Source organism: Phocaeicola sp. (assembly GCF_048170425.1).
Lineage (GTDB): Bacteria > Bacteroidota > Bacteroidia > Bacteroidales > Bacteroidaceae > Phocaeicola.
Genome location: NZ_DBEXBB010000261.1, coordinates 1 through 6,376, shown reverse-complemented (window position 1 = coordinate 6,376; position 6,376 = coordinate 1). Strand labels below are relative to the sequence as shown.

Genomic DNA, 6,376 nt, shown 5'->3' with positions numbered 1-6,376 from the left:
CAGACAAGACTTCATTAAGGGATCTCTTCAGCAAAACTAAATTCAATGATGTCAAAGAACAAAGCGGTCTTGATGGACCAAATTTATTTAGTGATTATAATTTTTAACTCATCCTCTAATTTTTAGTGGACACTAGTGATTCTGGAATAATAATAAAAGAATCCAATAAAAACCCATCGGGGCGTTTCTTCAGTTTTGAAGAAACGCCCCGATGGGTTTTTACGAACTACGAATCAGCGCAATCTTTCGTATGCTTTTACCAGCATCTCATCCTTTCCGATAGCACGGATAGCCAGCCAGTTCAAGATAATGCTGACCAATGGAAGACAAACAGTCCATGAAGGCATGAAACTATAGTCATCGAACGCCTTGTCCGGATTTACGACAAAATAGGTCAGCACCAGATAGTAACCGACCAGCACAATCGTATTGAAAATGGTCAGACGAATCTGCAGCATGCGTTTCCGGTAAAGGAAAATGGTTGCCAAAGCCATTACAGCCACTACGACCAGTATCACAAACAAAGCCCACGGCGTGTAATTTACCGCCCCGTCTGGAAGCTGGTAAAGAAGATTTGTCATCTCACAAATATTTTTATCGGTATAGAAGCTGCCCACTGGAACAGACATCATCACCACCATCAAGATAGCTACTACGAGCAAATAAACGGTCTGTATTCTCTGTATCATAATCAATCGTATAAGGTTTCCAAAACAAATGTCATTCTGAGGGAGACGGTTCTTGCCGTCTACACTCAGAATGACAAGCCCAAATGCGCATGCGCATTCACTAAAATCTTTACCTATAGGAGGATTACTGCAATTTTTCTTTTTCCTTTGCCGGGTTTCTGTAATAAACCTTTCCTTCCTGATACTCCTGAGTCGCAATTAATGTCGGTTTCGGGAGTTTTTCATAATAACGAGAGATTTCAATCTGTTCTCTGTTTTCAAACACCTCTTCAAGGTTATCGTTATAAGAAGCAAACTCCTGCAGTTTCTTGGAAAGGTCATTCTTCATTTCGGCAGCAATCTGGTTGGCACGCTTGCCGATGATAGATACTGTTTCATAAATATTGCCTGTGTCCTCACAGAGTTCCATCAAATTACGCGTAACCGTATTTGTAGGAGCGTTTGTTTTTTTGTAATCCATAACTTATTTATAATTATAAACGTTTATATTATTCTTCGTCTGTAGAAATGTACTTGCTTACATCTGCATAAATGCCTTCCACTTCTTTCATGTATTTGCTTTCCGGAAATTCATTCTTGAAAGCATAATATTCATCCACCGTTTCGCGCATACGGTCTTCTCTCTTATCCAGCACACTTTCTTTTGCCATGTGGTACTTGGCACGGAGAATCAAAATAGAAAGTTCCTCGCGCAATTTGGTATAGGGATATTCTTTCAACACATTCTGCGCTGTGACGATGGCAGCCAGATAGTTATTACCTGTACTGCTGTAAGAAGCATTTCCAGAATAAGAGCCCAAATCATAATAGAGTTTGGAAGAAAGATATTCCTTTTCTACCAGCTTGTCCTGCAACTCAAAAATCATGTTCTGAGCAATATCCTTCCGGTTGCTTGCCGGGAAATACTCCATAAACATCTGCAATTCCTGAATAGCCTTGTAGGTGCTGCTCTGGTCAAGACGGGGTTCCGGAGTATCGAGGTACAAAGCCTTTCCGCTATGAAAACGCGCCAGTTCCGTATAGGTACCGCGCGGATAAGTCGTATAATAGGTATTGAAATAATGTGAAGCAGTCACAAAATCACCTTGGTTGTAATAAGTCATTGCCAGCATATACAAAGACTCTTCTCCATTGGACGTACCTTTCAGGATAGGAATCAGTTCTTCCAGAATGGTTGCCGCACGCGAGTTCTGTCCCTTGGCAAAATAGCTTTTCGCCGCTTCGTATTTGTATTCATAGTCAGTGCTTTTCAGCACTTTATTATACTCTCCGCATGAAGACAAAACTCCAGCAGAAAGGAGGACCATTGCGATGTATTTCTTCATATATAATTGATATAGTTGCGCAAAATTACTCTTTTCCAGCGAATAATGCAACTCCCGGCCATTTTTTAATGTAATTTTTCAGGATGCACAAAGTTGGTATAAAATATATATGTAATTTTACAACCGTTTTCATTCACCAATATTCAGATGCAATGAATTTTGAACTGATATCCGATTATCAGCCTACCGGTGACCAGCCGGAGGCCATCGCCCAGCTTACAGAAGGTATCCGGCAGCATGTGCCCGCACAGACGCTGTTAGGAGTGACCGGCTCTGGAAAAACCTTTACCATTGCCAATGTCATCAAGAACATCAACAAGCCGACACTGATTCTGAGCCATAACAAGACACTGGCCGCCCAGCTTTACGGGGAGTTCAAGAACTTCTTTCCTCACAATGCGGTGGAATATTATGTGTCTTATTATGACTATTACCAGCCGGAAGCATACATTCCGTCAACCGACACCTATATTGAAAAAGACCTGGCCATCAACGAAGAAATCGACAAACTTCGTCTGGCGGCGACTTCTTCCCTCCTTTCCGGCCGAAAGGACGTCATCGTGGTATCGTCCGTGTCGTGTATCTACGGTATGGGAAACCCGGCAGATTTCTACAACAACGTGATTGAAATCAAAAAAGGAAAACTGCTGGACTGCAACGTATTCCTCCGCCGGCTGGTGGACAGTCTGTACGTGCGGAATGACATCGAACTGAACCGTGGCAACTTCCGTGTAAAAGGCGATACGGTAGATATCTTCCTGGCTTATACCGACAGTGTGCTGCGGGTAATGTTCTGGGACGATGAGATTGACGGTATCGAAGAGATAGACCCGGTTTCAGGACACCGCACGGGTACGTTCGAAGAATACAAGATTTATCCGGCCAACCTGTTCATGACGACCAAGGAAAGCACGCTCCGCGCCATTCATCAGATTGAAGACGATTTGACCAAGCAGGTGGCTTACTTTGAGGAAATCGGGAAGCCCTATGAGGCCAAGCGTTTGTATGAGCGCGTGACCTACGACATGGAAATGCTACGCGAACTGGGGCATTGTTCGGGGATTGAAAACTATTCACGTTATTTTGACGGACGCGAACCGGGCACCCGTCCTTACTGTCTGCTTGATTTCTTCCCCGAAGATTTTCTGATTGTCATTGACGAAAGCCACGTCAGCGTGCCGCAAATCAGGGCCATGTACGGCGGCGATCGTGCCCGCAAGACGAACCTGGTGGAATACGGCTTCCGTCTGCCGGCTGCCATGGACAACCGTCCGCTCACGTTCGAAGAGTTCCAGCAGATGGCCAAGCAGGTGATTTACGTGAGTGCCACTCCGGCAGAATACGAACTGCAACAGAGTGAAGGTATCGTAGTGGAACAGGTGATTCGTCCTACGGGACTGCTGGACCCGGTGATTGACGTACGTCCCAGCCTGAACCAGATAGACGACCTGATGGAGGAAATCCAGCAACGTATTGAAAAGGAGGAGCGTGTGCTTGTCACTACCCTGACCAAGCGCATGGCAGAGGAACTGACCGAATACCTGCTCAACAACGGTATCCGTTGCGCTTATATCCACAGCGACGTGGAAACACTGGAGCGTATCAAAATCATGGACGAACTACGGGAAGGTATCTACGATGTGCTGGTGGGTGTCAACCTGCTGCGTGAGGGACTGGACTTGCCGGAGGTGTCGCTCGTAGCTATCCTGGATGCCGACAAGGAAGGTTTCCTGCGTTCGCACCGTTCGCTCACCCAGACTGCCGGACGTGCTGCCCGCAACGTAAACGGAAAGGTCATCATGTATGCCGACCGCATTACAGACAGTATGCGACAGACCATCGACGAGACCAACCGCCGACGGGAGAAACAATTAGCTTACAACGAGGCACACGGCATTACGCCGAAACAGATTACCCGTTCACGTGCCAATGCCCTGCTCGACATCGAAAAACAGTCGTCTCAAGAAAACAGCAGCAAGCCCAAAGAACCACGGGCTTATACCGAGACCGAAGCCCGGCTTCATGCAGCAGCCGACCCTGTGGTACAGTATATGACAAAGGGCCAGTTGCAGAAGAGCATCGAGCAGACCCGCAAGCTGATGCAGGAAGCAGCCAAGAAGCTAGACTTTATCGAGGCGGCACAATACCGCGACGAATTGCTTAAACTCGAAGAACTTCTGAAAGAGAAATCTTGATATTCTGTTCATTTTTATCACATTTCTACGTTGTTTTGATTTATTTTCATACTTTTGCATCCAAAATCAAAACAAACAGAAAATGGAACAGGTTACAAGGATTGTACAGGAAATAAGTTCGTTTATATGGGGATGGCCCATGATTGTCATGCTATTGGGCACCCATCTTTACCTTACTATCCGGTTACGTTTCCCGCAATTGCATATCCTCAAGGCTTTGCGGCTCTCCGTAAGCAAGGACAAAGATGCAGGAGGTGATGTCAGTCAGTTCGGAGCATTAGCTACCTCACTGGCGGCTACCATCGGAACGGGAAACATTATCGGAGTGGCTACTGCCGTCGCATTGGGTGGTCCGGGAGCCGTATTCTGGTGCTGGCTGACGGGTGTGTTAGGGATGTCGACCAAATATGCCGAAGGACTTCTGGCTGTAAAATACCGCGTAAAGAACTCGTCGGGCGAGATGATTGGCGGCCCTATGTACGCACTGGAACGCGGCTTAGGAATGAAATGGCTGGGCATTCTGTTCTGTATATTTACCGCACTGGCCGCTTTCGGTATTGGCAACACCGTGCAGGCCAACTCCATTTCCCTGTTACTGAATGAATCGTACGGAATATCTCCTCACCTGACAGGCATCCTGATGAGCGTCCTTACAGCACTGGTGGTCATCGGCGGAGTAAAGGGCATTGCCAGAGTCTGTATGGGACTTGTCCCACTTATGGCTTTCCTCTATGTAGGCGGATGTATCTACATCCTGATTGTCAATCATGCCTATTTAGGAGAAACCGTCCGTCTCATTATAGAATCTGCCTTTTCTGCACGAGCGGCAGGCAGCGGATTCGTAGGCACCACGGTCATGATGGCTGCCCGCTACGGTATCGCCCGCGGACTGTTCTCCAATGAGTCAGGATTAGGTTCGGCTCCGATTGTAGCCGCAGCAGCGCAGACACGCAACCCCGTACGTCAGGCATTGGTTTCCTCTACCGGAACCTTCTGGGACACAGTGGTGATATGCGCCCTGACGGGACTCGTACTGGTAAGCAGCATTTTAGCCTATCCGGACATCGACTATACCAGCGATGCGGCACTCACCAAGATGGCTTTCGCAAAAATCCCCTACATTGGTACTCCCATCCTTTCGTTCGGCATCGTCACTTTTGCCTTCAGCACCATTTTAGGATGGACTTACTATTCACAAAAAGCCGTGGAGTATCTTGGCGGAAAGAAAATCATGTTTGCCTATCGCATTGTATGGATTCTGATGATTTATGTGGGTTCCATCATCAATCTTTCCCTCGTATGGAACTTTGCCGACATGGTCAATGCCCTCATGGCCATCCCGAACCTCATCTCACTGATTCTGCTGTCGGGAGTCATCGTCAGCGAAACCCGTAAGTACCTATGGGACAATCGTCTGAATGATTATCATGAAGAATAAGTCACGCATCAGGAAAACGTACTTGTGTTTCATAACAAATGCAAGTGCGTTTCAACCCAAACGCAAGGACGTTTGAAGTAAAACTCAAAGGCGTTTCAGGGCAAATACCTTGGCGTTTTGGATAAAACGTACTTGCATTTTTTGTCATTTTCCATTTACTGTAAAATCACAGTGACTTCCATAGAGTTGAAGCACAAAAAAGCCCCGGAAAACCTTATGCAAGTCTCCGGGGCTCTTCTCTTTATCAATCTCTCTTATTTTGCTTCGTTCAAATCAATACCTTTGTTACGCAGTGTCATAGCCATCAGACGAACATAATTAGAATACTGTTTGTCGTCCAGCGTCTGCTTCATCAGTTTCAAGTTACCGTAAACGGCCTTGCGGACTTTTTCCTTGTTATCTGTTTTTGAGGCATTCGCACGAGTCATTTCCTGTTCGAAATAATCGCAGATATCAGCTACTTTTTCATGCTGGTTAGATGAAAGATTCAAATATTTAGTCAATTTAGACTTGTTGATTGAACCATTCCATTTCTGTGCATTATTATCCTGTACACCTTCTGCAAACATAGAAACTGAAAATACCAATGCGGCTGCCAATGTTAATCCTAATCTTTTCATACCTTTAAAATCTTTTACCTAAAAACGTTGTTACCTAAATAAATCTAGTTTAGCTCGAGCTTTTTCTTTTTACCGATACAAAGATAAGAATATGCTGGACAACATAAAA

6 protein-coding genes are annotated in these 6,376 nt (G+C 45.7%); 2 read left to right on the top strand and 4 right to left on the bottom strand.

From position 1 onward, the window contains the following. Positions 1-233: 233 nt before the first annotated feature. From ACMJ0U_RS10460 to ACMJ0U_RS10450, 3 genes are all read right to left on the bottom strand, one after another. The gene (locus ACMJ0U_RS10460; protein WP_417129868.1) at positions 234-689 is read right to left on the bottom strand and encodes a DUF4293 domain-containing protein; all 456 of its coding nucleotides are present in this window, start codon (positions 687-689) and stop codon (positions 234-236) included. 124 nt (positions 690-813) lie between these two features. Then, on the bottom strand, positions 814-1,149 hold the full coding sequence (locus tag ACMJ0U_RS10455) for a DNA-directed RNA polymerase subunit omega (RefSeq protein WP_304128223.1): 336 nt from the start codon (positions 1,147-1,149) through the stop codon (positions 814-816). 28 nt (positions 1,150-1,177) lie between these two features. Then, entirely contained in the window at positions 1,178-2,014 is an 837-nt protein-coding gene (locus tag ACMJ0U_RS10450) for an outer membrane protein assembly factor BamD (RefSeq protein ID WP_417129867.1), read from the bottom strand. A gap of 152 nt (positions 2,015-2,166) precedes the next feature. On the opposite strand from ACMJ0U_RS10450, the gene uvrB reads away from it, so the two are divergent. Next, the gene (uvrB, locus tag ACMJ0U_RS10445) at positions 2,167-4,209 is read left to right on the top strand and encodes an excinuclease ABC subunit UvrB (protein WP_417129866.1); all 2,043 of its coding nucleotides are present in this window, start codon (positions 2,167-2,169) and stop codon (positions 4,207-4,209) included. A gap of 82 nt (positions 4,210-4,291) precedes the next feature. Further along, positions 4,292-5,647 (top strand): alanine/glycine:cation symporter family protein, encoded by a 1,356-nt coding sequence (locus ACMJ0U_RS10440; protein WP_417129865.1) that lies wholly within the window; start codon positions 4,292-4,294, stop codon positions 5,645-5,647. A gap of 254 nt (positions 5,648-5,901) precedes the next feature. Here ACMJ0U_RS10440 and ACMJ0U_RS10435 read toward each other — a convergent pair whose 3' ends face one another. Then, complete coding sequence (locus tag ACMJ0U_RS10435) at positions 5,902-6,267, bottom strand: hypothetical protein (RefSeq protein WP_022052588.1); 366 nt, start codon at positions 6,265-6,267, stop codon at positions 5,902-5,904. Positions 6,268-6,376: the final 109 nt, after the last annotated feature.